Annotated in this window: 28 protein-coding genes and 1 tRNA gene; 13 read left to right on the forward strand and 16 right to left on the reverse strand. The window is 64.3% G+C overall.

The genetic code is table 11. The annotated features are described in order from the left end of the window. Nucleotides 1-3 precede the first annotated feature (3 nt). The gene (locus ACTDI4_RS11605) at nucleotides 4-423 is read right to left on the reverse strand and encodes a hypothetical protein (protein ID WP_442841288.1); all 420 of its coding nucleotides are present in this window, start codon (nucleotides 421-423) and stop codon (nucleotides 4-6) included. A gap of 301 nt (nucleotides 424-724) precedes the next feature. Here ACTDI4_RS11605 and ACTDI4_RS11610 point away from each other — a divergent pair, with 301 nt between their 5' ends. Continuing rightward, nucleotides 725-907 carry a hypothetical protein gene (locus ACTDI4_RS11610; protein WP_442841289.1) on the forward strand — a complete coding sequence of 61 codons (183 nt, stop codon included), beginning with the start codon at nucleotides 725-727 and terminating at the stop codon, nucleotides 905-907. A gap of 99 nt (nucleotides 908-1,006) precedes the next feature. On the opposite strand, the gene ACTDI4_RS11615 is transcribed toward ACTDI4_RS11610, so the two are convergent. Next, the gene (locus tag ACTDI4_RS11615) at nucleotides 1,007-1,933 is read right to left on the reverse strand and encodes an IS110 family transposase (protein ID WP_442839992.1); all 927 of its coding nucleotides are present in this window, start codon (nucleotides 1,931-1,933) and stop codon (nucleotides 1,007-1,009) included. Between the two features lie 231 nt (nucleotides 1,934-2,164). After that, nucleotides 2,165-3,697 carry an acyl-CoA carboxylase subunit beta gene (locus ACTDI4_RS11620; RefSeq protein WP_442841290.1) on the reverse strand — a complete coding sequence of 511 codons (1,533 nt, stop codon included), beginning with the start codon at nucleotides 3,695-3,697 and terminating at the stop codon, nucleotides 2,165-2,167. 389 nt (nucleotides 3,698-4,086) lie between these two features. Between ACTDI4_RS11620 and ACTDI4_RS11625 the strand changes: the two genes are divergently transcribed. Then, nucleotides 4,087-5,472, forward strand: coding sequence for a DEAD/DEAH box helicase (locus tag ACTDI4_RS11625; RefSeq protein WP_442841291.1), 1,386 nt, complete (start codon nucleotides 4,087-4,089; stop codon nucleotides 5,470-5,472). A 3-nt stretch (nucleotides 5,473-5,475) separates the two neighbouring features. Here the strand turns inward: ACTDI4_RS11625 and ACTDI4_RS11630 are convergent, their stop codons facing one another. After that, entirely contained in the window at nucleotides 5,476-6,300 is an 825-nt protein-coding gene (locus ACTDI4_RS11630) for an SDR family NAD(P)-dependent oxidoreductase (RefSeq protein WP_442841292.1), read from the reverse strand. A gap of 202 nt (nucleotides 6,301-6,502) precedes the next feature. On the opposite strand from ACTDI4_RS11630, the gene ACTDI4_RS11635 reads away from it, so the two are divergent. The 5 genes from ACTDI4_RS11635 (at nucleotide 6,503) to ACTDI4_RS11655 (ending at nucleotide 10,363) form a co-directional block, all read left to right on the forward strand. Continuing rightward, nucleotides 6,503-7,537, forward strand: coding sequence for a cysteine synthase A (locus ACTDI4_RS11635; RefSeq protein ID WP_442841293.1), 1,035 nt, complete (start codon nucleotides 6,503-6,505; stop codon nucleotides 7,535-7,537). Then, on the forward strand, nucleotides 7,537-8,280 hold the full coding sequence (locus tag ACTDI4_RS11640) for an alanyl-tRNA editing protein (RefSeq protein WP_442843336.1): 744 nt from the start codon (nucleotides 7,537-7,539) through the stop codon (nucleotides 8,278-8,280). Before ACTDI4_RS11635 ends, ACTDI4_RS11640 begins: the two co-directional genes overlap by 1 nt. Nucleotides 8,281-8,305: 25 nt before the next feature. Further along, nucleotides 8,306-9,157, forward strand: coding sequence for a 3-mercaptopyruvate sulfurtransferase (gene sseA, locus ACTDI4_RS11645; protein ID WP_442841294.1), 852 nt, complete (start codon nucleotides 8,306-8,308; stop codon nucleotides 9,155-9,157). Next, entirely contained in the window at nucleotides 9,154-9,726 is a 573-nt protein-coding gene (locus tag ACTDI4_RS11650; RefSeq protein ID WP_442841295.1) for a GNAT family N-acetyltransferase, read from the forward strand. Before sseA ends, ACTDI4_RS11650 begins: the two co-directional genes overlap by 4 nt. A 79-nt stretch (nucleotides 9,727-9,805) precedes the next feature. Then, nucleotides 9,806-10,363: an OmpA family protein gene (locus ACTDI4_RS11655; RefSeq protein ID WP_442841296.1), complete on the forward strand. Its 558-nt coding sequence runs from the start codon at nucleotides 9,806-9,808 to the stop codon at nucleotides 10,361-10,363. 213 nt (nucleotides 10,364-10,576) lie between these two features. Here the strand turns inward: ACTDI4_RS11655 and ald are convergent, their stop codons facing one another. Next, a complete protein-coding gene (gene ald / locus ACTDI4_RS11660) occupies nucleotides 10,577-11,695 on the reverse strand; it encodes an alanine dehydrogenase (protein WP_442841297.1) in 1,119 nt (372 codons plus the stop codon). 153 nt (nucleotides 11,696-11,848) lie between these two features. On the opposite strand from ald, the gene ACTDI4_RS11665 reads away from it, so the two are divergent. Continuing rightward, entirely contained in the window at nucleotides 11,849-12,322 is a 474-nt protein-coding gene (locus tag ACTDI4_RS11665; protein WP_442841298.1) for an Lrp/AsnC family transcriptional regulator, read from the forward strand. Between the two features lie 27 nt (nucleotides 12,323-12,349). Here the strand turns inward: ACTDI4_RS11665 and ACTDI4_RS11670 are convergent, their stop codons facing one another. Further along, nucleotides 12,350-12,967: a 5-formyltetrahydrofolate cyclo-ligase gene (locus ACTDI4_RS11670; RefSeq protein WP_442841299.1), complete on the reverse strand. Its 618-nt coding sequence runs from the start codon at nucleotides 12,965-12,967 to the stop codon at nucleotides 12,350-12,352. Between the two features lie 180 nt (nucleotides 12,968-13,147). On the opposite strand from ACTDI4_RS11670, the gene ACTDI4_RS11675 reads away from it, so the two are divergent. Then, a complete protein-coding gene (locus ACTDI4_RS11675; protein ID WP_442841300.1) occupies nucleotides 13,148-13,282 on the forward strand; it encodes a hypothetical protein in 135 nt (44 codons plus the stop codon). 151 nt (nucleotides 13,283-13,433) lie between these two features. After that, on the forward strand, nucleotides 13,434-13,736 hold the full coding sequence (locus ACTDI4_RS11680; protein ID WP_442841301.1) for a Dabb family protein: 303 nt from the start codon (nucleotides 13,434-13,436) through the stop codon (nucleotides 13,734-13,736). A gap of 33 nt (nucleotides 13,737-13,769) precedes the next feature. Here the strand turns inward: ACTDI4_RS11680 and ACTDI4_RS11685 are convergent, their stop codons facing one another. Then, nucleotides 13,770-14,015 carry a DUF982 domain-containing protein gene (locus ACTDI4_RS11685; RefSeq protein ID WP_442841302.1) on the reverse strand — a complete coding sequence of 82 codons (246 nt, stop codon included), beginning with the start codon at nucleotides 14,013-14,015 and terminating at the stop codon, nucleotides 13,770-13,772. Nucleotides 14,016-14,303: 288 nt separating this feature from the next. Between ACTDI4_RS11685 and ACTDI4_RS11690 the strand changes: the two genes are divergently transcribed. Further along, nucleotides 14,304-14,393, forward strand: a tRNA-Ser gene (locus ACTDI4_RS11690). 135 nt (nucleotides 14,394-14,528) lie between these two features. On the opposite strand, the gene ACTDI4_RS11695 is transcribed toward ACTDI4_RS11690, so the two are convergent. Both ACTDI4_RS11695 and ACTDI4_RS11700 read right to left on the reverse strand, forming a co-directional pair. Next, nucleotides 14,529-14,666, reverse strand: coding sequence for a hypothetical protein (locus ACTDI4_RS11695; protein ID WP_442841303.1), 138 nt, complete (start codon nucleotides 14,664-14,666; stop codon nucleotides 14,529-14,531). Next, a complete protein-coding gene (locus ACTDI4_RS11700; RefSeq protein ID WP_442841304.1) occupies nucleotides 14,663-14,863 on the reverse strand; it encodes a hypothetical protein in 201 nt (66 codons plus the stop codon). The genes ACTDI4_RS11695 and ACTDI4_RS11700 overlap by 4 nt, the downstream gene beginning before the upstream one ends. Before the next feature lie 115 nt (nucleotides 14,864-14,978). Between ACTDI4_RS11700 and ACTDI4_RS11705 the strand changes: the two genes are divergently transcribed. Beyond that, complete coding sequence (locus ACTDI4_RS11705; protein ID WP_442841305.1) at nucleotides 14,979-15,149, forward strand: type II toxin -antitoxin system TacA 1-like antitoxin; 171 nt, start codon at nucleotides 14,979-14,981, stop codon at nucleotides 15,147-15,149. An 833-nt stretch (nucleotides 15,150-15,982) separates the two neighbouring features. Next, entirely contained in the window at nucleotides 15,983-16,330 is a 348-nt protein-coding gene (locus ACTDI4_RS11710) for a hypothetical protein (protein WP_442841306.1), read from the forward strand. Here ACTDI4_RS11710 and ACTDI4_RS11715 read toward each other — a convergent pair. From ACTDI4_RS11715 to ACTDI4_RS11745, 7 genes are all read right to left on the reverse strand, one after another. Continuing rightward, nucleotides 16,314-16,625: a hypothetical protein gene (locus tag ACTDI4_RS11715; RefSeq protein ID WP_442841307.1), complete on the reverse strand. Its 312-nt coding sequence runs from the start codon at nucleotides 16,623-16,625 to the stop codon at nucleotides 16,314-16,316. The two genes, ACTDI4_RS11710 and ACTDI4_RS11715, sit on opposite strands and share 17 nt — an antisense overlap. After that, a complete protein-coding gene (locus ACTDI4_RS11720) occupies nucleotides 16,625-16,999 on the reverse strand; it encodes a hypothetical protein (RefSeq protein ID WP_442841308.1) in 375 nt (124 codons plus the stop codon). Before ACTDI4_RS11720 ends, ACTDI4_RS11715 begins: the two co-directional genes overlap by 1 nt. A gap of 19 nt (nucleotides 17,000-17,018) precedes the next feature. Beyond that, nucleotides 17,019-18,806 (reverse strand): phage terminase large subunit family protein, encoded by a 1,788-nt coding sequence (locus ACTDI4_RS11725; RefSeq protein ID WP_442841309.1) that lies wholly within the window; start codon nucleotides 18,804-18,806, stop codon nucleotides 17,019-17,021. Continuing rightward, nucleotides 18,730-19,248, reverse strand: coding sequence for a hypothetical protein (locus tag ACTDI4_RS11730; RefSeq protein ID WP_442841310.1), 519 nt, complete (start codon nucleotides 19,246-19,248; stop codon nucleotides 18,730-18,732). The genes ACTDI4_RS11725 and ACTDI4_RS11730 overlap by 77 nt, the downstream gene beginning before the upstream one ends. 135 nt (nucleotides 19,249-19,383) lie before the next feature. Beyond that, the gene (locus ACTDI4_RS11735; RefSeq protein ID WP_442841311.1) at nucleotides 19,384-19,947 is read right to left on the reverse strand and encodes a hypothetical protein; all 564 of its coding nucleotides are present in this window, start codon (nucleotides 19,945-19,947) and stop codon (nucleotides 19,384-19,386) included. A gap of 1 nt (nucleotide 19,948) precedes the next feature. Continuing rightward, nucleotides 19,949-21,064: a phage late control D family protein gene (locus ACTDI4_RS11740; protein WP_442841312.1), complete on the reverse strand. Its 1,116-nt coding sequence runs from the start codon at nucleotides 21,062-21,064 to the stop codon at nucleotides 19,949-19,951. Further along, the gene (locus tag ACTDI4_RS11745) at nucleotides 21,064-23,217 is read right to left on the reverse strand and encodes a phage tail tape measure protein (protein ID WP_442841313.1); all 2,154 of its coding nucleotides are present in this window, start codon (nucleotides 23,215-23,217) and stop codon (nucleotides 21,064-21,066) included. The genes ACTDI4_RS11740 and ACTDI4_RS11745 overlap by 1 nt, the downstream gene beginning before the upstream one ends. Nucleotides 23,218-23,476: the final 259 nt, after the last annotated feature.

Below are 23,476 nucleotides of genomic sequence, written 5' to 3' on the forward strand. Positions count from 1 at the left end.
CTTTCAGGAGTGCGGCCGGATCGTGCAGGTGGCGGCGGTGAAGGCGCCGTCGCGATGGCGCATGACGATGTCGAAGGACGCCGTCGTTTCGCCATCGTCCGTGACCTGCGTGAGCACCACGCTGTTGCCGCCCGAGGTGAAGCCGCCGAGCGGACCGAGCCAGGTGATCTCGCCGTTGGGATTGATCTGGTAGTTGTAGCCCTGCTGCGGCCTTCCGGAGAACAAGGGCCCTTCGAAGGATGGGCCTTGATAGACGCTGCCCTTGATGCCGATGTCGCCGAGGGTCAGGAACATGCCCAGCATATAGACCTCGCAGCGGTAGCTGCCGTCCGGCAGGTGGCCAGGGACGTAGGCTGCGTCGGCCGGGCGGCCGGCGGCCATGGCCAGGCAGAGAACGGCAAGACAGGGCAGAAAACGTCTCATGTCGCATCCGGTTCGGGTGGATCGCGGCGTCCGGTGGCCGGCACGGCCGTTACCGGACAGATTATCGTGAATATCCGGCCTGGATAGTCTGCGTCGTTGCTCCAACATTCTTTCCGCCCGTGGCCGAAGCTGTTGTATTCTGTCCATGGCTTGGTGAGTCGGCCGCTTTTTCCGTGTGTGTCTGGGGGCAGATGTGAGGGAAGGCGGCGGCGCCGGCAAGTTCCGCGCAAGCGACCGTTCCCAATATTCCCAGCGTCTTCCTTTGAGTCATCCGACCCGTGGGAGCAAGGGGCATGGGCAAATGACGGAGCACTTCCTCGACGACTATCAGAAGCGGCGGCTCACGGAGCGCGTCGATATCCTGACAGCCGTCAATATCCTGAAGTCGCGCGGTTACGACGAAGACGAGATGATTTCGGAGATCACCCGCATCTTCTACGTGGACCTCGACGCCTACAACGAGATCGTCACCGTCGCGCGATAGGGCGCCGGCCGGAAACGATCCCCGGAGACCGTACCGCGGCGTTGTGCGCCGCATGCCGGTGCGGTGCCTGCGCTAGAGTATCCGTTTTGGTCAAGGAAGTTATGGGGCCCATTTGCGGTGGTCCCTGAGCAGTGCGTTTGCGAGGACGATCAGCTTTCGCATGATGGCGGTGATGGCGACCTTGGAGGCTTTGCCGGCGGCCTTGAGCCCATCGTAGTTTGCCTTGAGGTCTGGATTGAAGCGCGTGGCGACGAGGGCCGGCATGTAGAGGGCCTGGCGAACGTTGGCCCGACCGCCTCTGATGAAGGCGCGGCCTGTCCATTTTCCAGACTGGCGTGCGACCGGGGCGAGGCCAGCGAGCGATGCAGCCTGGGTGTTTTCGAGGGTGCCGAGTTCGGGCATGTCGATGATCAGCGCGAAGGCGGTGATGGCCGAGACGCCGGGGATCGATACAAGGATGTCGAAGCGGTTGGCTAGGTCAGGATCGGCCTTGATGAGCTTCATGATCTCGACTTCGATCGCGGCGAGCTGGCGCTCGATCTGCCTGAGTTGCTCGCCATTGTGACGCTTGAGGATGGGTAAGGTCAGGTTCTTTGCTCTGTTCTTCGCCGCCGTGCGGTTTTTCACCAGCGCCTCGCGGGCCATGGAGAGATCCTTGAGATCATTAAGGAGCGGGCCGCGCGTCGGTCGGGCCTCGAGGTCGAGCAACATCCCCATGCGCGCCAGCATGGCGGCGTCGAGCCGGTCGGTCTTGGCAAGCCGGCCGGTGGCCTCGGCGAAGCGCCTTGCCTGACGCGGATTGACCTTGACAAGGGCGAAGCCGCCATCCGCCAGCCTCCGCTCGAAGGCTCGGTGATAAGGACCGGTCGGTTCGTAGACGATGCGGGTGTCAGGCTGTGCCAGCCACGCCAGGAATGCTCTATGGCCGGCCTTGTCGTTGCCAAAGCGGCGGCTTTTGCCATCGCTCATGCGGTGGGCGTCGAGATGGTCTTTCGAGATGTTGACGCCGATGGTATCGTTCATCATCTTTCGCTTGTCCTGTGCTTGTCGTCCGCAGCCGAACTGCGGGTATCCGTTCAGGCCTCAAGAGAAAGACGAGGGCGATCACACTCTAGCTCGACCCGTCAACGGTCAGCATTTCAACGATCCGACCCTCGCCGCCGACGAGGGGCTGCTACCCCTCCCGGCGGTCCCTTCTTCGCCCGTTCGGCAGCAAAAGTCATAAGACAAGCCTTTCATGGCCCCATGTAAAAGGCTCTAAAGCGGAATGTTGTCGTGCTTCTTCCAGGGGTTCTGCAGGTCCTTGTTGCGCAGCCTGCGCAGGGCCCGTGCAACGCGCCTGCGCGTCGAATGCGGCATGATCACCTCATCGATATAGCCACGCTCGGCGGCCACGAAAGGCGACAAGAAGCGGTCCTCATAGGCCTTGGTGTGCGCAGCGATCTTCTCCGGATCTCCGATGTCCTTGCGATAGATGATCTCCACCGCCCCCTTGGCGCCCATGACGGCGATCTGCGCGGTCGGCCAGGCATAGTTCATGTCGCCGCGCAGATGTTTCGACGCCATCACGTCATAGGCGCCGCCGAATGCCTTGCGGGTGATCACGGTGACCTTCGGCACGGTGGCCTCGGCATAGGCGAACAGAAGCTTGGCGCCGTGCTTGATGAGGCCGCCATATTCCTGGGCGGTGCCCGGAAGGAAGCCGGGCACGTCCACGAAGGTGACGATCGGGATATTGAAGCAATCGCAGAAGCGCACGAAGCGGGCCGCCTTGCGGCTGGCGTCCGAATCCAGCACGCCCGCCAGCACCATCGGCTGGTTGGCGACGAAGCCCACCGTGCGGCCGTCGATGCGGCCGAAGCCGGTGACGATGTTTTTGGCGAATGACGGCTGGATCTCGAAGAAATCGCCTTCATCGGCGGTCTTCAGGATCAGCTCCTTGATATCGTAGGGCTTGTTGGCGTTGTCGGGCACGAGGCGGTCGAGCGAGGGATCGTCGTCGGTCACCGACTGGTAGCATTCGATCTCCGGAATCTCGGCGGTGTTGGAGGCGGGCAGGAAGTCGACCAGCCGGCGCATCTGCAGCAGCGTCTCGACATCGTCGTCATAGGCGCCATCGGCGATGGAGGACTTCGTGGTGTGGACCGAAGCGCCGCCGAGGCCTTCGGCCGTCACCGTCTCGTTGGTCACGGTCTTGACCACGTCCGGCCCGGTCACGAACATGTAGGAGGTGTCGCGCACCATGAAGATGAAGTCGGTCATGGCAGGGGAATAGACGTCGCCGCCGGCGCAAGGGCCCATGATGACCGAGATCTGCGGGATGACGCCGGAGGCCAGCACGTTGCGCTGGAAGATCTCGGCATAGCCGCCGAGGGCCGCCACGCCCTCCTGGATGCGGGCGCCGCCGGCGTCGTAGAGGCCGATGATCGGTGCGCGATTGCGCAGCGCCATCTCCTGTACCTTCACCACCTTCTCGGCATGCGCCTCCGACAGCGAGCCGCCGAACACGGTGAAATCCTTGGCGAAGAGGTAGATCGGCCGGCCGTTCACCGTGCCCCAGCCGGTTACCACGCCGTCGCCGGCGATCCTGGTCTTCTCCATGCCGAAATCGGTCGAGCGGTGCTCGACATACATGTCGAACTCCTCGAACGATCCTTCGTCGAGAAACACCTCGATCCGCTCGCGGGCGGTGAGTTTGCCCTTCTTGTGCTGTGCCTCGATCCGGGCCTTGCCGCCCCCCATGCGGGCGATCTCGCGCCGGCGTTCGAGTTCCTTCAGCACGTCCTTCATCGGATGGTCCCTCGCTCAAAAGCTCTGTTTTGGTAGCCATGCCGATGATCCAGCGCAAGCGCGGCTTTCGATGCGTCTTTGCTGCGTCGCAGCATAATCGGCTTGCATTCCGGGCCGGACTCCTCCATATGCCGCTGCATAGGCGCTTGGGCCGGCCCATGAATTCCGGCTTTCTCCCCGTTCGAGACTGGTTGCGTCTGTTTCCCCTTTCCCGGCTCGCCGGCAAAGCGGCGAAAAGTCCCCCGGTGTGAGGCCGGCGGGCACGACAGCGCAGCCGCGCGGGTTTTTCGAACCCGCCGCCTTGTCGTTTTTCCGAACAATTCTGCGATGGCGGGTTGCGCCCTGCCGTCCTGTGCCTGCGGCCTGCGCCGCATGAAAGAAGACATATTTTGACCGACGAAAACACTGCGGACCAGAACGGTTTCGCGAAACTCGGAATTTCCGGCCAGTTGCTGAAGGCCACCCTGGCGGCCGGCTTCACCGAGCCCAAGCCCATCCAGGAGCAGGCTATCCCCGCCCAGCTCGAAGGGCGCGACGTGCTCGGCATCGCCCAGACCGGCTCGGGCAAGACGGCCGCTTTTGCGCTGCCGATCCTGTCCAAGATCATCGCGCTTGGGACAAAACGCCGGCCGAAGACTGCTCGCGCGCTGATCCTGGCGCCGACGCGCGAACTGGCCGTGCAGATCGAGGAGACCATCAGGGTGCTGGCCAAGGGTGCCCATGTGTCCACGGCCCTGGTGCTGGGCGGCGTCTCCCGCTTCAGCCAGGTCAAGAAGATCGGCCCCGGTGTCGATTTCCTCATCGCCACGCCCGGCCGCCTGACCGACCTGGTGCGCGAGAAGGACGTCATCCTGTCGGAGACGACCTGGCTGGTGCTGGACGAGGCCGACCGCATGCTCGACATGGGCTTCATCAACGATGTGCGCCGCATCGCCAAGGCCACGCACCCGGCCCGGCAGACGGCGCTGTTTTCGGCCACCATGCCGAACGAGATCGCCGATCTCGCCAAGGGCCTGCTGCGCGATCCGGTGCGCGTCGAGGTGGCGCCGCAGGGCACCACCGCCGCCGAGATCGTGCAGGGCGTCGTCTTCGCCCGCACCAAGCAGAAGCGGCAGGTGCTGTCCAACATGCTGGCCGACGAGGCCATGCGCTCCGTCATCGTGTTCGCGCGCACCAAGCACGGTGCCGACCGCGTCACCAAGGACCTCGAGCGCGACGGCTTCGAGGCGGCCGTCATCCACGGCAACAAGTCGCAGAATGCGCGTCAGAAGGCGCTGAACGGCTTCCGCGACGGCTCGGTGCGCATCCTGGTGGCCACCGACATCGCCGCGCGCGGCATCGACGTGCCCGGCATCAGCCATGTCGTGAATTTCGACCTGCCGGACGAGGCGGAAAGCTATGTCCACCGCATCGGCCGCACCGGCCGCAACGGCGCCGACGGCGTGGCGATCACGCTGGTCAACCCGTCGGAGAACAGCAAGCTGCGGCAGGTGGAGCGCATCATCCGCATGAAGCTGCCGATCATCGCCGACCATCTGGGCAGCCCCGACCCGCAGCGCGAGCCGCGGCAGCCGGCCAACGACCAGCCGGCGGGCGAGCGCACGGGCAGGGGTCCGCGCCGGGACGGCGCCGACAAGCCGCGCTTCGACGGCAAGCCGTCCGGAAAGCGGCCCTTCACCGGCAAGCCCAAGGGCGAGCGCAAGCCGGAGGGCGCGAAGCCCTTCCGCGCCCGGCGTCGCCCCGGCGGCCGCAGCAAGCAGGCGCGCGCGGCCTGACGCTCAGTTCTTGCGAGGGAGGCGGCGCCCGAAGCTCAACGGGCGCCGGTTCCAGCCGGTCAGTACCGCGATGGCCCGCAGGCAGAGCGGACGCGGCAATATCGACAGCAGCTTGAGGCCCCAGGTCAGCCGGCGCGGAAAGGTCACCTCGAAGCCGCCGCGCTGGATGCCGCGCAGCATGCGCCGGGCGGCGACCGGCGCCGGCAGCAGCGCCGGCATGCGGAACCCCGCATTGCGCGTCAGCGGCGTATCGATGAAGCCGGGATTGATGACCTGGATGCGGATGCCGATCTTGTCGAAGTCGAACTTCAGCGATTCGGCCATCAGGTTGAGCGCCGCCTTGGTGGCGCCGTATGCGGCCGTCGTCGGCCAGCCGAAATAGGCGCTGACGGAGCCGACAAGCACGACATGGCCGCACGCCCGCTCGCGCATGTGCCTGACCACGGGCACGAGGCCGTTGACCACGCCCATGACATTGACGTCGAAGCTGCGGCGGAACTTGCGCGCCGACATGTTCTCGCCGGCGATCGGCACATAGGCGCCCGCATTGAACACCGCCAGCACGATCGGCCCGACCTCGCGCTCTATCGTTGCCACCGTCGCCGCCATGCCCTGCTCGTCGGTGACGTCGCAGGGATAGGCCACGACATGGCCGCGGCATTCGGCGGTTTCGGCCACCAGCATGTCGATCGGGTCTTCCTCGCGCGCCGTCACGGCCACGATGAAACCCTGTGCCGCCAGTTCCCTGGCCAGTTCCCGGCCGATACCGGAACTGCCTCCGGTGATCCAGGCCACACCATCTTTCGGATTGGCGCGATAAAGAGTCATGATGCTCCGAAACGTTGCCGGCAAGGCTTAGCGAGACGAAAAACGAAAGGAAAGGGGCCTTTTGGGCGGCGCTGGACAGTTCGCATGCTTCGCCGCCGCGCCACATTGATCCGGAATGCGACTGGTCCAGGCAAATTCCTGCCTTGAAAGGGGCGTTGCGCGTTTCTAGGGTCTTTTCGCAAGCATTGAAGGATTCCTCCCCATGTATGGTTCTGTCATCGAAGCCATCGGCAACACGCCGCTGATCAGATTGAAACGCGCCTCGGAGGAAACCGGCTGCGAGATTCTCGGCAAGGCCGAGTTCATGAATCCCGGCCAGTCGGTGAAGGACCGCGCCGGTCTGTTCATCATCAGCGACGCCGAGCGACGGGGCCTGCTGAAGCCCGGCGGGGTGATCGTGGAGGGCACGGCCGGCAACACCGGCATCGGCCTCACGCTGGTCGCCAAGGCGCTCGGCTACCGCACGGTCATCGTCATTCCCGAGACGCAGAGCCAGGAGAAGAAGGACACGATCCGCATTCTCGGGGCCGAACTGATCGAGGTGCCGGCGGTGCCCTACAGGAACCCCAACAACTACGTGAAGCTTTCCGGCCGGCTGGCCGAACAGATGGCCAGGACCGAGCCCAACGGCGCCATCTGGGCCAACCAGTTCGACAATGTCGCCAACCGCGACGGCCACGCCCGCACCACCGCCGAGGAGATCTGGAACCAGACGGGCGGGCGCATCGACGGCTTCGTCTCCGCGGTCGGTTCCGGCGGCACGCTGGCCGGCGTGGCGGCGGGCCTGCGCGCCCGCAGCAGGAACGTGAAGGTGGCGCTGGCCGATCCGCTGGGCGCCGCGCTCCACAGCTTCTACACCAGCGGCGAACTCAAGGCGGAGGGCAACTCCATCACCGAAGGCATCGGGCAGGGGCGCATCACCGCCAACCTGGAAGGTTTCGCGCCGGACTTTTCCTTCCAGATCCCGGACGAGGATGCGCTGCCGATCATCTTCGACCTGATCCAGGAGGAGGGGCTTTGCGTGGGCGGCTCCACCGGCATCAACATCGCCGGCGCCATCCGCCTGGCGCGCGAACTCGGCCCCGGGCACACCATCGTGACCATCCTCGCCGACTACGGCACGCGCTACCAGTCGAAGCTGTTCAACCCGGCCTTCCTGCGCGAAAAGAAGCTGCCGGTGCCGGAGTGGATGGAGAAGCCCAGCGACATTCCCGTGCCGTTCGAGCAGGTGGCATGATGGCGTACCGCACGCAGACGCTGTTCCGCGACGATTCCTACCTGCGCACGGCGGAAGCGGAGGTCGTGGCCGTCAACGAGCGCGGCGGCATCATCCTCGACCGCACCATCTTCTATGCCACCTCCGGCGGCCAGCCGGGCGACACCGGCCATCTGGAGCGGGAAGACGGCAGGCGCATCGCCGTCGCCGCCACCGTTACCGGCGAGACCAAGGACGAGATCGTCCACGTGCCGGCACCGGACCAGCCCCTGCCCGAGCCCGGCGAGAAGCTGAGGCTCGGCATCGACTGGGAGCGGCGGCATTTGCTCATGCGCATGCACACCGCCTGCCATCTGCTCAGCGTCGTGTGCCCGTTCCCCATCACCGGCGCGGCGGTGGCGGTCGATGATTCGCGCGTCGATTTCGACATTCCCGACGTCGGCTACACCAAGGAGGACGTGTCGGCGAGGCTGATGGAACTGGTGCACGCCGACCATCCGCTGTTCATCCGCTGGATCACCGACGAGGAATTCGCCGCCAATCCGGGCCTGGTGAAGTCGAAGAACGTGCGCCCGCCCAGCGGCACCGGCCGCATCCGGCTGGTCTGCATCGGCGAGGATGCGACGGTCGACAGCCAGCCCTGCGGCGGCACCCATGTGGCGCGCACCGGCGAGGTGGGCGAGATCCATATCGGCAAGATCGAGAAGAAGGGGCGGGAGAACCGGCGCTTCCGCATCCGGTTCGGGCCGATGCCGGCCGCCTGAAGGTCGAAATTCCAGGGAGAGAGACATGGCCGAGGACAGCCCATTCACCGTCGATGCCGATTGGCTGCAGCAGCGCCTCGGCCAGCCCGGCCTTACGGTCGTGGACGCGTCCTGGTATCTGCCGGCGCAGAAGCGCGACGGGCGGGCCGAGTACAAGGCCGGGCATATTCCCGGCGCCGTCTTCCTGGATCAGGACGCGATATCGGACCAGGATTCGCCGCTGCCGCACACTTTGGCCTCGCCGGGCGATTTCGCGCAGTTCGTGGGCTCGATGGGCATCTCGGCCGACGACACCATCGTCGTCTATGACGGGCCGGGCTTCTTCTCGGCGCCGCGCGCCTGGTGGATGTTCCGTGTCATGGGCGTGTTCCAGACCTTTGTGCTCGACGGCGGCCTCGACCGCTGGAAAGCCGAGGGGCGGGCGGTGACGGCCGAGCCGACGAAGATCGCTCCCTGCGTGTTCCATGCCGACTTCGACGCAGCCCGCGTCGTCGGCTTCGCCGAGATGCAGCGCATCGTGGACACACGCGAAAGCCAGATCGCCGACGCGCGCCCCGGCGGCCGCTTCACCGGCGCGGAGCCGGAGCCGCGCGCCGGCATGCGTTCGGGCCATATGCCGGGCGCCCGCAGCGTGCCGGCCTCGGCCTTGTCCGAAAACGGCGTGCTCTTGCCGAAAGCACGGCTGCGCAAGATATTCGAGGAGGCCGGCATCGACCTGTCCAGGCCGGTCGTCACGTCCTGCGGTTCGGGCGTGACGGCGGCGGCGGTGACGCTGGCGCTGGAAACGCTCGGCCACACCGACAACAGGCTCTACGACGGCTCCTGGGCGGAATGGGGCGCGCGGGCCGACACGCCGGTGGTGACCGGCAGGGAATGAGATCAATGAGCGAGGGCGTGCCGGAGAGGATCGACGTCACGGTGACGTTCCTGGAGATGGAAGCGCCGCCGGCGAGATACCCGCCGCTGCCTTACGGGCGCCAGATCGCGCTGCTGCGCACGAAGAACATCCCGCTGCATTTCTATCGCTACCTGACCGACCGGGTCGGGCGCAAATGGCACTGGGTGAACGTGTTGCGGCTGTCCGACGAGGAACTTGCCGCCACCCTCCACCGCGAGGACCGCGACATTCGCGTGCTCTATCTCGACGGCGCGCCGGCCGGCTTCTTCGACGTGCGCCCGCACCTGCCGGAAACGGCGGAGCTGGCCTATTTCGGCATGATGGAGCATGCGATGGGGCAGGGGCTCGGCCGCTGGTTCCTGGGCGCGGCCATCGAGGCATGCTGGTCGCACCAGCCCAGGCGAATCTCGGTGCAGACCTGCACCCTGGACCACCCAGCAGCCCTGCCGCTCTACCAGAAGCTCGGCTTCCAGCCGGTGGCGCAGAAGAGCGAAGTGGTGCGGCCGATGCCCTTTGCCGAGCGCATGGCAAGCGTCATGCGCCCCTGAACGCGCCGTTCATCGCTCCTTCACCTTCGCCTTGCCATTGTCGCCCGCGATCCGGACAGACGGAACAAGGAGACATGGAATGCTGAACCGCCGCACCGCCATCACCGCGCTCGCCGCCGCGCTCATCATGCCGGGCGCAGCCTTTGCGCAGGCCACCACGCCGTCCGCCGCGCAGATCGAGCGGCAGCTTGACGCTGCGCCGCGCATGCGGCTGCGGCCCGACCAGCGGGTGACGGTGCGCGAATTCAAGCGGCGGCCGGACCTGCGCCGCGCCGCGCCGTCCATCGACATCCAGTCGATCAACTTCGCCTTCGGCTCGGCCGAAGTGGCGCCTTCCCAGTACGGCAAGGTGAAGAACATCGCCGACGCGCTCAACGCCGTGCTGCGCCGCAACCGTCGCGCCCAGATCCTGATCGAGGGCCATACGGACGCGGTGGGCTCGGCCGCCTCCAACCAGGTGCTGTCGGAGCGCCGGGCCGAATCGCTGAAGCGGGTGCTGGTGCGCGAGTTCGGCGTGCCGTCGCGCGCGCTGGAGACCATCGGCTACGGCGAGGAATTCCTGCTCGTGCCGACACAGCAGGAGAACTGGCGCAACCGCCGCGTCACGCTGCGCCGGTTCGACGATTTCGTGCGCTGAACCGGAGATCGGGCGGCGTTAACCTTTCATTAACCAAAGCGGGGCCACTATGGCCATGAACTGTCGCGCTGCCGTTACATTGTCGCGGTAGATGACAGGTGTCGAAGGATCGGCCGACCGCGGATGTACCGGCGGCGATCTCCGGCCAACGAGGAAGCGGGGCAAACACCCCGCTTTTTTGTTGTCCGCCGTCTGCCGCGCCCGGCGGGAGGCTCAGGCGGCCGCGAGAGCGGCCTTCGGCTCCGCCAGATCGTAGCCGAGCGCTTCGGCCACCGCGCGGTTGGTTATGCGGCCCTTGTGAACGTTCAGCCCGTTGCGCAGGTGCGGATCGTCGGCCAGCGCCTTCAGGCCCTTGTCGGCAAGCTGCAGCCCGTAATGCAGCGTGGCGTTGTTCAGCGCATGCGCGGAGGTGACCGGCACGGCGCCCGGCATGTTGGCCACGCAATAGTGGATGACGCCGTCCACCTCGAAGGTCGGGTCGGCATGGGTCGTGGGATGCGAGGTCTCGAAGCATCCGCCCTGGTCGATGGCGACGTCCACCAGCACCGCGCCCTTCTTCATGCCCGACAGCATCTCGCGGGTGACGAGCTTCGGCGCCGCCGCGCCGGGGATCAGCACGGCGCCGACGACGATGTCGGCGGAAAAGCATTCCTCCTCCAGCGCCTCGACCGTGGAATAGCGCGTGTTCACGCGCCCGCTGAAAATGTCGTCGAGCTGCCGCAGGCGCGGGATCGAGCGGTCGATGACGGTGACATCGGCGCCGAGGCCGGCCGCCATGCGCGCCGCATGCAGGCCGACCACGCCGCCGCCCAGCACCGTGACCTTGCCCGGCGGCACGCCCGGCACGCCGCCCAGCAGAACACCGCGCCCGCCATTGGGCTTCTGCAGGGCGGTGGCGCCGGCCTGGATGGAAAGCCGCCCCGCCACTTCGGACATCGGCGCCAGCAGCGGCAGACCGCCGCGCTCGTCCGTCACCGTCTCATAGGCGACAGCGGTGACCCCGGAGGCGAGAAGGCCCCTGGCCTGCTCGGGGTCCGGCGCAAGATGCAGATAGGTGTAGAGGATCTGGCCCTCGCGCAACTGCACCCATTCCTGCGGTTGCGGCTCCTTGACCTTGACGATCATGTCCGACTTTGCAAATACGTCGGCCGCGGTGCGGGCGATCGCCGCCCCCGCCGCGCGATAGGCGTTGTCGTCGGCGCCGATGCCGGCGCCGGCACCGGTCTCGACCAGGACTTCGTGGCCGTGGGCGACATATTCACGCACCGAGCCCGGAGTGAGGCCGACGCGGTATTCGTGGTTCTTGATTTCCCTGGGGCAGCCGACGCGCATTCTCATCCTCCTCCCGGTTTCAGAGTGCGGATTTGCGGGGCAGACATTCAAGCACGGAACGGTTCGCGAATGTTTGCGAACAGGCTTGCGATCGGCGGGCGATACCGTTAATTCTTGCGTAAAATATCCATATATTCGCAGGAAGCGCGAAAAATGCCGCTAGACAGGATCGATATCGCCATTCTGGACACGTTGCAGAAGGACGGCCGGATACCCAATGCCGCGCTTGCCGAAAAGGTGGGCCTGTCGCAGTCGGCCTGCTCGCGCCGGCTCGACAATCTCGAGAAGTCCGGCGCCATCCGCGGCTATCATGCCCGCATCTCCAATGCCGCGCTCGGCCACCAGATGACGGCGATCGTGCACATTTCGCTGTCGGGCCAGTTCGAAAAGACGCTGTCGGACTTCGAGACCGCCATCAAGCGCTGCCCGAACGTGCTGTCGTGCCATCTGATGTCGGGCGAATACGACTATATCCTGCGCATCGCCGCCAAGGACCTTGCCGACTACGAGCGCATCCACAAGGAATGGCTTTCGGCCATGCCGCATGTCACCAAGATCAATTCGTCCTTCGCGCTGCGCGAGATCATCGATCGCACCGCCATGGGCCTGAGGCCGGAAATGGCCTGAGGGTCCTTTCGAAACGCAAGTTGCCCGTCAGGCTTCGGAAACCGTCACGACGCGGTCCATGGGAATGTCGTGGGGCTGCGGATGGATGGTGGCGATGCGCTGCAGTTCGTAGCCGATGCCGATGACCAGCGGCTTGGAGGCCATCGCCGCCAGCGTCCGGTCGTAGAAGCCGCCGCCATAGCCCAGCCGGTAGTTGCGCGGATCGACGCCGACCACGGGCGAGATGACGATATCCGGCAGCACCGCCTCGCCCTCGGCCGGTATCGGAATGTTCCACACGCCCTTTTCAAGTCGGTCCCCGGGCGCGTAGGCGCGGAAGACCAGCGGCTTGCCCTTTTCCACCACCAGTGGCAGGGCGGTGCGGCCGCCGCGCCTGTTGATCGAGGCCAGCCACGGCCGCAGATCCGGCTCGCCGCGGAACGGCCAGTAGAGGCTGACCATGCGGCCGCGCACGTCGCCGATCTCGTCATCCAGCCTTTCGGCCAGTTTTGCCGACAGCGCCGCCCTTGTATCTGCCGGCAGGGCGAGCCTTGCGGCGATCAGGCGCTCGCGCTCGGCCTTGCGCCATTGCCGGATGCCGTCCCCGCCGGCGGCCGTGTGCGATGCCGCGCCGGAGCGGGCCTGTTCGTCGGGACTGGCGGTCACGGACACCTCCTTGCAATTTGTGGAGACCCTACGCCCGGGCGGGCGCCCTGGGCGTTCCTTCGGCGACATGGGGGCCGTGTTTCGGGTCGCAATCCCTTGAATGACGATCGCAAAAAGACGGGGAAGGGCAGGGCCGGAACGGGAGCGGCTATGGCGGTGCCGTCCGAAATGCGCTAGCGCTTGGCCATGCGCTACGTCATCGTCATCGTCGCCTTCGCTTTCTTCCTGATCTGGGACGGGCTCTACAATCAGGGCCGCTACATGGACGCCGGCGTCAAGGGGCTGAAGCAGGCGGTGACCTACGTGGCCGGCTGAGCGCATTCGTCGCGGGGCCTGGCGCCGCAGGCAGCGCGCGCATGGGTTGACGCGGAAGGGCCGCTGGTCGACAAACCCGCCTTGTCGAACATTCGTTGAACCTGCGCGGCGTTGCCGGTGTCTCCGGGAGGCCGCGCGCGAAGGAGGCCGCTTGATCCGGCATATCGTTTTCTTCAGCGTCCGGCACAAGGACGAGGTGGAGGCCGTGCGCAAGGGGCTGATGGCGCTCGGCGACATCCCACATTCGAACTTCTTCGAGGTGGTGGCCAACACCAAGGTCGATCCGTTGTCGGACGAGGTCAACCTGGTGGTCTATGCCGAGTTCGAGGATCAGGCGGCGCTGGCCGCCTACAAGGCGCATCCGCTCTACGACGAGACCACGCGCAAGGTGCGGCCGCTGCGGGAACTGCGCCTTTCCGCCGATGTCGAATCCCGGGGGCGCCCGACGCGCTGAGCGGCGCGTCGCTGCCGGCACTGAACCGGAGGGTCAGTCCACCAGGATGCGCGCTTCGCGCGCCGCCTCGATGAAGGCGGCCCTTGCGACGTCGGGGGGCCTTTCGCCATGAACCGCCGCCAGGCAGGCCTGGCGCGCGGCCCGATATTTCGGCGTGCCGGCGTCGGGCCAATGCTGGGTGAGCAGCGCCGCGGCCTGGCGGGCGCTTGAAATGTGATGGATATCGCCGACGATCCCGACGGTAATGGCCACCGGTTCGGCAAACCAGCCTTCGTGCATGGAAGTACCTCCAGCCCCGTGTGACACTCAACGCCGCGCCCGGGCGGAGGTTCCGTTGCCAGCGAGGATCGCGGCGCCGCCACGTGAACCCGGCATAAGCGGAAAAAACGCCCTCGGCTGCGCTGCCGTCGCATGAACGAACGCGGCGGGTGCTTGCGGGAAGTGCGGCCTGGCAAGTTGACGCGGCGTTGCAAATGGCTAAAAGCAGCGCTCGGAAGACCAATTGGTTGCAAACGGCCTTCGCGGGCGTTACGAAAAGGCCAATAACCGTAACGAAGTCAACCAGTTGGAGGGATGGCCGAGCGGTTTAAGGCACCGGTCTTGAAAACCGGCGAGGCAGCGATGTCTCCGTGGGTTCGAATCCCACTCCCTCCGCCATGGCCATTGATTTTATTATGTTTTTTGGGATTTTTCGCCGTTTGACATAACGGAAAGCCCGCCGCTCTTTCGAACGACGGGCCTCAACGCAGCGCTGCGGCAACGGGTTTCGACCGGAAGGTGGCTGCGTTGATTCTAAGCCCGCCTCGCCCGGTACGCCATGACCGCCAGGACGTCTTCCAGTTGGCGGCATAGGTCCAGTAGTTCGCCCTCGGCGGTCTTCATGATGCGCCGATTCTCGCGGCGCTTGGCTTGGATATCGGAAAGGCTCATTCGAAAATCTCCCGGTCGACATCGCGCCTAGTGTACATGGATCGTGTCACCCACTCTCCATCCACCATTATATCCATACGCCACAACTCAATTTCCCCGCGCTTCCAGGCAGCCAGCTGTTCCTCATCCGCCTCGTTGAAGATGGCGCGCTTGCCGTGCTTGCCGGTCGTTGACGTGGAAGTAACTTCAGTGGACATGCCTAATTCCTTTTCGTAATGCGATGCATTACAATGCATTACATAATGGGGTATGGCAGTCAACCACAAAATGTCCTACATCGTAATACATCCATATCACCACGCAGAGGAACCAATGGCAAAGACAGCAAGTCTGGCGCTGCGTATTGCGCCGGCAACAAAGGACGCACTGGAGGAGGCAGCACGGGCCGACAAGCGGACGGTCTCGAACTATGTGGAGAAGATCATCACCGAAGATCTAGAGGCGAAAGGCTTCCTGCCTGTGCCTGTGCAAGCTGCCGAGTAGCGGCCCGGGCGTTCGCCTCCGTGATCGGCAGGGCTGAAACCATTGAGATTTTTCGGCCGATTTGCCGTTACTAACGGCAGCCGGCCAGCGCAAAATTGCGTTCACGGAGTAGCCACGCGCGATGATCGGGCGGAACTGTTCAGTGCCAGATCGCCCAAAAAAGCCAACAAGATCAACTACCGCCCCCCGACCGCGCGCGAAGGGAGACCACCGGGTCGAAAACAGACCCAGTGATTTGTACCAGCAGTCCACACGCGCGAAGGGAGACATACCGAGAGTTCGCGGTATTTGTCCTTCGAGGCCCTGTCGACTCGCGCGCACACGCGAAGGGAGACGTTTGCGGGTGATCGCCGTCGCCGACCACCGTGCGGTCAATGATAGCGGCACGCTGTGTTGCTGGCAGCTTGATGAGCGCGTCCATTTCAACGCCTTTGTCGAGTGACGTGCCGGCAATGCGGTGAATGTCAGCGCCTAGTTCGCGGGCGCGGGCGATTTTTAACTGAACATCGCGCTTCACCGATTCAGGATTGCGACCGTTGCCGACCACGGCGGCCACTTCGGAAGCAAAATCCTTGTTCCCCCTCCCGCCTAAACTGCGAGAATTTCTCGTAGTTTCTTCGCCGCCGCTCCGCCCCGTCAGGCGTTGAGCAGTGGATGGTGCGGTTGGGGTCGAGGGCTTTGTACGCCTTGACTCCCCACCGAATGTTCCCTTAATGTTCTTACACTGCCACCCGCAGTAGCGGCCCGGCCCCTCCGCCAAGCCCACCCCGCCGGGCCGCTTTTCTTGACTCCCCTCCCTGCCGTGCCAAGATCGGCGCGGGAACAGGGAGGGGATGATGTTACCAGAACCAATAGCCGGCAATATCGATATGTGGCGGAAAGACATTCGCTCCGCGAACATATCAAGTGTAGACGGTGACGTCTCGAACGCCGATTCCCATCGTGACAACATACTTCACTTGATGGAATCCGATCAGGAAGTACAGCGTCTACTTGACCTCGCAGTTGAGAAGAGCAAGGAATACTATCTTTCCGCATCCATATTTCGGCCGGGCGACGAATCGCTGAAAGAATCCGCGTTGGCAGCCCTTGATGCACTGGCGTCATCCCTCGAATATGCGAAGCCAAATCAAATCGCACGCAATCTTGGATTAGATTGGCACCCTAAGCCGCGCGGGTGAATACCCACTCCAGCACCCGTGCAGTGCCGTCTTGAATGTTGCGCCAGTCATCGCCGAAGATGGCTGTCATGTCGGCGTCGTAAACGGCGATGGCGGCATCTACTACGGGAGCTGACAACCTTACCCATCCCAGGTCGCCCCCAGTCCTGTTCATTCCAAGCGCAAAAAATTCCTGCTTTTCATTGTCGGCGCACAATTGGCACGGCCAGTCGCCCCAACCGTCCAAATTAAAGATCGCGAGCACACGTAGCTCATCATCACGGACGTGGTTCACGATTTGCATGTTTGTAATCATCACAACCCCGCCCTTTCCATTGTCTCGCCGATCGCCCGCTTCAGACCGGCGTCGTCATCCTCGTCGGCGGCTGGCTGGGAGTGCGTTGCAGGCACCGATGCCCCGTCGCCCGCAAGGGTCCGATAGGCCTGAATGGCGGCGCGCTGCACATCGCCGAACACCCCGTCGCTGAAGTGCACGGAAGCCTTACGCTTACCGGGCGGAGCGCCAGGCTCCCACAACTTGGGAACGCCGATAGATAGCGTGCCGTTGGTATTATTGTGAACATCGATGTTCGAGACCACCACGCCGTTGACGTAAATCTTGCAGAAGGCCAGGCGGTTGCTGCTGCCGCTGCAGAGTTCGACACTCATTACGCGGATGTCGTTGATCATCCTCATCTCCCTCCGGCGCCTATATGGCGCCTGTCTGTATCCAGTTCGACGGCGCTGCTCTTGGCGGCGGCGCTACCTTGAGGCCCGTCGCGAGTTGCTCGGCGCGACTGGACCAGTTGATGTTCAAAAGCTCCCGCACAGCGAAGGCGTACACGGTACAGTCGAGCGCTTCATTGCGGCGGCCGGGCACAGGTTCCCATTTGCGGACCATCTGCCCGCCAACACGCCGCATCACGGCCCGCTCGCCGGTCAATTGCTCAAACCAGACGGGCGGCAGGTCTTTCGAGAACCGCATTGTGTTGCCGCGCGTCACCCGGCTGAAGATGTGGCCCTTGAGCCCGTCGACACCGACGATAAACAGCAGTCCGGCCTGTTTGTTTCGGGTCCGCTCGATCCAGGGCCGGCGGCCTCCGTCACCCTTGATGGCGAACACCTTGCGGTGCGTTCGCGGCCGGCAAAAGCGGTAGACCGCTTCCATGGTCTCGCCGTCGCTGGAGTCCACCGCAACGGCATCGATGCCAATCTCGCCACCAAGCGGATGCTTCCACTTCATCTTGAGCAGATCGTCGAGATCAGCCCAGGTCTCGGCGTCTGCCGGCAGGCCGTACAGCACCTTGTGGCCAAGCACATAGGCCGTCCTGTCTTCGTCCCAGCCGATGAATGTTACCTCGATGCGGTCCCGCTGTACGTCGACGCCGGCGGTGATCGCCAGCACCTCCCGCGGGAATGGCTGCTGTTCGGCACCGCCAAGCCCGAACGGCTCCGCACCAGCCGCCAGGGCATCCTGGTCCAGTTCCTCGCCGGCCTCGCGCCAGCCTTCGCCAAGCACCAGGTTGATGAATGTCTGCAGTTCGTCGGGCCGATCCTTGGCCGCCAGGAACTCGGCCGCCAGCTTGCCCCAGGCAGCATTGCCCAGCGGCGACACCAGGCTGTTGATACGGAAACCCGCATGGCCCTTCACGTCGGGCCTGGTAGCGCGCCAGCGGCCCTTGGCGACCATGCCGGCCTTGTAGGACTCGGCGGTTTCCGTGCCGCAGGAGGGACACCACCAGGCGGCTTTCTCCGGCTCGCCTTCAGGCCAGCGGATGTCCTTCCATTCAATGACGTGGTGATCGCCGCAATGCGGACAAGGCACCTCGAACACCCGCTGGTCACTTTTGGCATATTCGGCCAGCACCAAGCTGGTTTCGGTGTAGATAGGTGTCGAGCCGACCACGATCTTGCGGTCGTCAAACTGTTGCGTACGCATTTCGGCAAGCCGGACCGGGTTGCCCTCGGCCGTGACTTCCATGGCGTCCGTCTCGTCGACGATCAGCACGCGGATGTTGAGGCCACGCAGGTTGCGCGGTGCCTTCGCGGCCACCACCTTCAGGCTTCCGCCAGGAAAGCGCCGGGACAGCATGGTGTTGCGGTTCTTCTCCACCATGTCGCCGGACAGGGCGCGGGTCAGCGCAGGCGAGGCCGCAAAGGTCGGCTCGACGTTCCTGGTGACGAAGGTCTTGGCGTCGTCCTCGGTCGGCAGCACGAAGAGCACCGGCGCGGGGTCGTTCACGACGTGGTGGCCGAGCGCGCCCACCAGCAGACTGGTGTAGCCGATGCGGGCGCTCTTCACGACCGTGACACGCTCGATCAGCGGGTCCGAGATGGCATCGGCGATGCCCGTTTGGTAGGGATAGAGCCGCACCTTGCCGGGCAGCGCCGACACATCGTCCGGCAGTACCAGGTTGCCCTCAATCCATTCCGATAGGGGCACCTTCAATGGCGGGATCAGCGCCTTCAGCGCCGCCCGTCTCGTCGTGTGAATCATTTCCAAGATCCGTCAATGCGCGCCGCAGTTCGGCGTCGAGTTCGACCGCCTGGGCCGCGGTAAGCCCCGCAGCGGCCCGCACGCGGCTGGTCACGGCCAGGATGCCGGCGCGCACCTTGCGCAAGATGTCTGACCACTCGCGCTCGACGTCCGCGGCAAGAACAAGCTCCTTGCGCGACTGCCGGTTCTTCAGCTCCTGGCCGTCCGCCTGCTCACGGGCGAGGCGCGCGCGCTCTTGCGTCAGGTCGAGGATTTGATTGGCGCCGCCTCGTGCGGCAGCCACCTCTCGCAGGTGGGAGGTGTAGGCGTGCACCGATGCTTTAAGATCGTACTTGCCGCGGCTGAGGCGGACAACCTTGCCGTCGTTTGCGAATGCGGCAATGGCTTGGCTAGACACGCCAAGCCAGCCGGCCAGTTCGCCGGCTCCGACCGTGTCGTTCATTTCATCCCCCCTTAGGAAAAATTGCCTAGAGCGATATTCCGGGGTCGCGCGCCCCCGCTGGCCCAACAGTGGGAAGGACCCGTTGGGCCAGTGTTGCACAACTGCAACAGATGGGCCGCCCCTGCTGCGGGCCGGCTACGGCACGAGCCTGTCGAGCACCTTGCCTATACGCTCCTGCAGGAGGGGAGCGGCCGTCGCTTCAAAGGCGGCCGCAGTGGCGCCCGCCGTCATCTCGGTCGGGATGAACATGCCAGAGCGCGCGAACGTCAGCTTGGTGCCGGATGTGTCTAGTCTGCGCATGACGTGGCCGCCTTTGACCAGGCCGTGCCGTTGCGGGAATGCGCCGCCCAGAATGAAGGTACCGGCGAACAGGGTGCGCCTGTTCCAAGGTGAGGCCCTTACGCCTGCCTTGCTTTCGGCTGGGCGGACATACTTGAGGCGGATATTGCCGCCGCGCGTCACCATGTCGTAGCTGAGGCGCTTGCCGCCGGCCATGGTGACGTCGACGGCTTTTACGATGGTCTTGCGCGGCAGGCCAGTCTGCGCCGTCAGGTTGCGGATGACCTGGGTCTTGGCCCGATTGCCGACCTTGTTGACCTCACGAGGGATCACCTTCGGGAACTCGCGCTGAAGGCGGTCGAGCCGCTCGCCGAACTTTTTCAACTCGGCGTCGGCCCAGGTGATGCTTATGGTTGTCATATCAGGCGTGCCCGATGCCTGTAGCTCGGGGCTGCAAGAACTCCGCAGGGGTTGTCGGTGTTCCCGCCGGAGCATCGGGCGCGACCTTGCCGCCCTTGCTTTTGTCGGCACCGCTAGCCGACTTGCCGTCATACAGCTTGGCGCTGATTTTCGTCGTGAACCCGGACTTCTTGGAATATTCGTGCGTCACGGAATCTATAATGTACGGCACGCCGTCGAGCCCGGGCCGAACACCTGAGAACAGCAACGGCGCTCCGGCGATAACAGATGTGTCTCCGACGATCGTGACGGAAGCGGAGCCGCGCCCACGCTGCAGGTCTTTAGCTTTCGAATGAGCGGCTTTGTCAGCTTCAGCCACGTCAGCAAACGGCTCGGTGATGCGATAGACGCCATCGGCTTCGGAGTCAGCATCGGCCTCCACCTCGACGCGCTCGGCCTTGTCTTTGTCTTGATAGTAAGCGACCACTTTCTGGAAGCGGTCACCGTCCTGCGCCTCGAAACTGCATGTTCCCTGAACGATATTGCTTGGCGTCACAATAACGGAGCCAAGGGAGGCCCCGCTGACTGATGTACCGCCGCCTCGTTTCGAGAATATCATCCTACCCTGCTTGACAGCGAAGATAGCATTATGCCGCTTAGCCAATCGCTCCAAGAACGCGATATTGGATTCGTCCTGTTGTGCAAACCATTCATATTGATATTCGCCGATCTCGGAATCTACAGAGGCGGATAAGCCGCACTCACCCGCAACCTCCTCTACAATGTCCTTCAGCTTCTTATCCCAGTGGCGCTCTTTGCGCTCTTTCAGGCCATCGCCGCGCAGATCGGCCGCCTTGCCGGAGATGCTAACGCTATAGGGGAGGCATTTCCCATTGATCTGGTCAACGGTAAATCGCCCCACACTGGCAACGCCAGTTTCTCGATAGCCAAGTCGAATGTCGACAATGGCCCCGGTGCGCGGCAAGGCTAGAAAATCTGGCGGGCCGTCGTTCAGGTTGGCGCTAAACGTGTCTGACGCTATTCCCTCTTTATCTACAATGCTGATGTCGATGAGGCGCTCATAGAACGCCCCGGCGACGGGGGTGCCGTCAACAGTTACTTCAATGATCGGATGCATCAATATGCCCCCATAAATTGCGATTGCACGGATGATCTCGTTGCCCGCGACAGCCGTTCGACAACGGCGCTGACCACAGCATTAAGATCCATGTTCGCTCCGTTGATGTTGAACGTGTTGTAATTGGTAACGCCGCCACCGCCGATAGCGTGATTGGGCACGATCGTTCCGCTCTGACGCGGTCTGAAAATCTCCGCCCCGCGCTCACCGACAAGATAAGAGCCGCCGGCCCGCACGGGACCGCCCGAGGCGCGCGCGCCGTCCACGGTGGGACCGTCGACCCGCACCGTATCGCCCCCGCCCCACATGCGGGACAGCCAGGCCGGCGGCGACGGCCATTTGATCAGCGAGCCGATGTCGATCGAGCCGATGGCGGAGATGATGCGCCCGGGAAGACCCTTGAACCATGCCAGCATCTCATCGATCTTGGCCTTGATGCCGTCCCACATCGACTGCGCCAGCGTCATGCCGGATTTGAGCATGTCGCCGGCAAAGGCCGCGACCTTGCCGGGCAGTTCAATTATTGCCTTGAGGGTATCGCCGACGAATGTCCCGGCAGCAAGGCCGGCTCGTGTCCACCCGCCGCCCATTTCGTCTATCGGGCCGAGCAGGCTTGAAACCTTCTCCCATAGCCAGGAGAACCCGTCCAGCACCGGTTGAAGGGTAGGCATGACTGGTTCGATCGCGCGAGAAAACGCCCCCTTGAACGCCTCAAAGGCGGTGCTGATGCCGGACCAATTATTGTAAATCCACGCGCCAGCCATTGCGATGCCGACGACGATGGCGCCGATGCCCGTCCCAATGACGGCGAACTTCAGCGCCTGGAATGCGGCGGTCACCAGCCGCAGCGGATTGAGCAAACTGAGCAGGCTTCCGCCCATCGCCGAAAGCGCCGCACCGTGGCCGCCTACTGCGGCTGCGGCGGCATAGCCGATCATCGCGGTCCGAAGCGCGTTGAACCCTGCCACAACGGGCGCGATAGCGATGCTTCCAAGCGACCTTGCGGCCGACAGCGCGGCAATGCCGGCATCGAGGAACGCGCCCTTGATGAACAGGCCGGCATAATTGGCGGCGATGGCGGCAACCTTGAAGCCGACCAGGGCCGACATCGCGGTAACCAGTCCACGCGTCAGCGCCGGATTGGCCTCGGCCCAGTCGGCCATGCGGTTGACGATCGGCACCAGCGCGCCGGCAAGATCGGAAAGCGCGGGCAGCAAGGCAGCGCCGACGGCATTGTTGATGTTCTCCACGGCGATGGAAAAGCGCTTTGCGGCCATCTCGCCGGTGAGGAGCCGGCGCTGGTAATCTTCTTCGACCACGCCTTGCGCAGCCATAGCCGCCGCGCGAATGCGGCGATACTCCTCGATGTTCTGGATCAGCGGACGCAAACCCTGCTGCACTTGAGCGTCGTTGAACAGGTCGCCGAGCCGGCCAAGGTCCCCTTTCAGGGTCCGGTTCGTGATCTCGGCAATGGCCTCGATCGGCGTCATGCCCTTCTTCGCCGCCTTGGCCATCTCCTTTTCGAGATCGACGCCCATCTTGGCAAAGTTCTTGCGCGTCAGCGGCGCGTTGATCTTCTGCAGGATGTTCGAAAGGTTGGTCGCGGCACTGGCGCTGTCGCCGGTGCCCTTGCGAACGATCTGCAAGGCCGCCGACAGATCGGCCACCGCCGGAACGCCCGTCTGTTTCAGGGCCTGGTAGCCGGCGCCGAGCTGCGGGAAGTACCGCGACATGTCCCGCAGCTCGAAGGCGCCTTCCTTGCCGGCCACGGCCATGACATCCAGCGCCCTGCCGAACTCCAGCGCAGGCACCTTCAGATTGTCGAGCGCGGCGTAACCAGCCTGGGCAAGATCGGCGACGTCGGCCTTGTAGGCGGTGGCCGCCTTACCGATCGGATTGAGCAGGGCGAGCGCGTCGTCACGGCCCGCGCCCATGCCGGCCAGGATATCCATGCCCTCGGCCATGGCCGATGCCGATTGCGTGGTGTCGCGGGCTACCTTGCGGATTTCCTGCCCGAGTTGCGGCAGGGATTTGATCGGAGCGTTGATCTTTTGGCCGATGTCTTCGAGCTTCGACTCGAACGCCATGGCCGCCTTCACCGGCGCGGAGATGCCCTTGTAAAGCACCATCGCGCCTGCGGCGGCGTCCAGCATCTGGCCGCGCACAGCGGCCAGGCGAGCCGCGTTGGCCCTGCTGGCAGCCGTGAGGCGATCCATGGCGGCGGCAACGCCACGAGCCGGCGCGGTCAGCCTGTCGATTAGACTGACGATAAGACGAGATTCTTTGGTGGCCATTCTAGGTTCCGTTCTTCGCCTTGATCAGCCGGACGGCTGCGTCGTAAAAAAGAGAAAGCCTGGCTGTCGGCCAGGCTTCTATTTCTGAAATGGGCGTTGACAATTCTGATGCGACAAG

It is taken from the genome of Mesorhizobium sp. PUT5, from assembly GCF_052216645.1.
Classification (GTDB): domain Bacteria; phylum Pseudomonadota; class Alphaproteobacteria; order Rhizobiales; family Rhizobiaceae; genus Mesorhizobium.

What these genes read in the sequence shown, in the direction of transcription:
- ACTDI4_RS11745 (WP_442841313.1), bottom strand. Translation starts at nt 23,217, where the DNA reads ATGCTGGACGCCGCCGCAGGCGCGATGGTGCTTTACAAGGGCATCTCC.
- ACTDI4_RS11715 (WP_442841307.1), bottom strand. Translation starts at nt 16,625, where the DNA reads ATGATTACAAACATGCAAATCGTGAACCACGTCCGTGATGATGAGCTA.
- ACTDI4_RS11610 (WP_442841289.1), top strand. Translation starts at nt 725, where the DNA reads ATGACGGAGCACTTCCTCGACGACTATCAGAAGCGGCGGCTCACGGAG.
- ACTDI4_RS11665 (WP_442841298.1), top strand. Translation starts at nt 11,849, where the DNA reads ATGCCGCTAGACAGGATCGATATCGCCATTCTGGACACGTTGCAGAAG.
- ACTDI4_RS11685 (WP_442841302.1), bottom strand. Translation starts at nt 14,015, where the DNA reads ATGCACGAAGGCTGGTTTGCCGAACCGGTGGCCATTACCGTCGGGATC.
- ACTDI4_RS11705 (WP_442841305.1), top strand. Translation starts at nt 14,979, where the DNA reads ATGGCAAAGACAGCAAGTCTGGCGCTGCGTATTGCGCCGGCAACAAAG.
- ACTDI4_RS11615 (WP_442839992.1), bottom strand. Translation starts at nt 1,933, where the DNA reads ATGATGAACGATACCATCGGCGTCAACATCTCGAAAGACCATCTCGAC.
- sseA (WP_442841294.1), top strand. Translation starts at nt 8,306, where the DNA reads ATGGCCGAGGACAGCCCATTCACCGTCGATGCCGATTGGCTGCAGCAG.
- ACTDI4_RS11630 (WP_442841292.1), bottom strand. Translation starts at nt 6,300, where the DNA reads ATGACTCTTTATCGCGCCAATCCGAAAGATGGTGTGGCCTGGATCACC.
- ACTDI4_RS11650 (WP_442841295.1), top strand. Translation starts at nt 9,154, where the DNA reads ATGAGATCAATGAGCGAGGGCGTGCCGGAGAGGATCGACGTCACGGTG.
- ACTDI4_RS11605 (WP_442841288.1), bottom strand. Translation starts at nt 423, where the DNA reads ATGAGACGTTTTCTGCCCTGTCTTGCCGTTCTCTGCCTGGCCATGGCC.
- ACTDI4_RS11695 (WP_442841303.1), bottom strand. Translation starts at nt 14,666, where the DNA reads ATGAGCCTTTCCGATATCCAAGCCAAGCGCCGCGAGAATCGGCGCATC.
- ACTDI4_RS11710 (WP_442841306.1), top strand. Translation starts at nt 15,983, where the DNA reads ATGATGTTACCAGAACCAATAGCCGGCAATATCGATATGTGGCGGAAA.
- ACTDI4_RS11720 (WP_442841308.1), bottom strand. Translation starts at nt 16,999, where the DNA reads ATGATCAACGACATCCGCGTAATGAGTGTCGAACTCTGCAGCGGCAGC.
- ACTDI4_RS11740 (WP_442841312.1), bottom strand. Translation starts at nt 21,064, where the DNA reads ATGCATCCGATCATTGAAGTAACTGTTGACGGCACCCCCGTCGCCGGG.
- ACTDI4_RS11700 (WP_442841304.1), bottom strand. Translation starts at nt 14,863, where the DNA reads ATGTCCACTGAAGTTACTTCCACGTCAACGACCGGCAAGCACGGCAAG.
- ACTDI4_RS11620 (WP_442841290.1), bottom strand. Translation starts at nt 3,697, where the DNA reads ATGAAGGACGTGCTGAAGGAACTCGAACGCCGGCGCGAGATCGCCCGC.
- ACTDI4_RS11725 (WP_442841309.1), bottom strand. Translation starts at nt 18,806, where the DNA reads ATGATTCACACGACGAGACGGGCGGCGCTGAAGGCGCTGATCCCGCCA.
- ACTDI4_RS11635 (WP_442841293.1), top strand. Translation starts at nt 6,503, where the DNA reads ATGTATGGTTCTGTCATCGAAGCCATCGGCAACACGCCGCTGATCAGA.
- ACTDI4_RS11735 (WP_442841311.1), bottom strand. Translation starts at nt 19,947, where the DNA reads ATGACAACCATAAGCATCACCTGGGCCGACGCCGAGTTGAAAAAGTTC.
- ACTDI4_RS11655 (WP_442841296.1), top strand. Translation starts at nt 9,806, where the DNA reads ATGCTGAACCGCCGCACCGCCATCACCGCGCTCGCCGCCGCGCTCATC.
- ACTDI4_RS11640 (WP_442843336.1), top strand. Translation starts at nt 7,537, where the DNA reads ATGGCGTACCGCACGCAGACGCTGTTCCGCGACGATTCCTACCTGCGC.
- ACTDI4_RS11730 (WP_442841310.1), bottom strand. Translation starts at nt 19,248, where the DNA reads ATGAACGACACGGTCGGAGCCGGCGAACTGGCCGGCTGGCTTGGCGTG.
- ald (WP_442841297.1), bottom strand. Translation starts at nt 11,695, where the DNA reads ATGCGCGTCGGCTGCCCCAGGGAAATCAAGAACCACGAATACCGCGTC.